1 protein-coding gene is annotated in these 535 nt (G+C 46.5%); it reads right to left on the bottom strand.

What is annotated here, in order from left to right; translation table 11 throughout:
• A partial coding sequence (locus R7Z50_RS30665) for a LysR substrate-binding domain-containing protein (RefSeq protein WP_318150173.1) occupies nucleotides 1-535 on the bottom strand: 535 nt, incomplete at both ends.

Genomic DNA, 535 nt, shown 5'->3' with positions numbered 1-535 from the left:
ACTTGAGACTAGTCGATTAACCGCCGCCGAGAAAAATGGGACTTTAAATGTGATATGTCGCGCCAACCCCATCTCTTTTAAAACCGTGTCGGTGCTTGAATCTTTATCGCCGCCACCCGTAACTTTTATGTGCGAATAGCTGAGTAAAGCATCCACCGTCAGCTCTTTATAACTCGCTAGCGGGTGTGACGCTTTCATCAAACACACCGAGGTATCAGAACCAATGTTCACGCTTGAAACGCCTTCTGGTTTTGAAGGGTACATGGACGATGCGATGTGGATACCCAGTTCATGCAACTTATCGAGAAAATCTGGTTGCCATAAGCGATAAGCCATATCCAGTTGCGGCGCGAGTTGGCTTAAATGGGAAGCGATATCTGGAAGAACGTACTGAGCAACATAGTCACTAGACGCGACAACTAACTCACCTTGCCAATCTGCCGGTTCGAACGGTTTATCATCAAGCAGATGATCAAACTCAGACAGCAAATCATCAAGTTTAGCTTTTAACGCTAACGCTCGAGGTGTGGGTATG

It is taken from the genome of Vibrio sp. 1249-1 (assembly GCF_033340495.1).
Note: the sequence above shows the minus strand (reverse complement) of the source record. Positions and strands in the feature narration are given on the sequence as shown.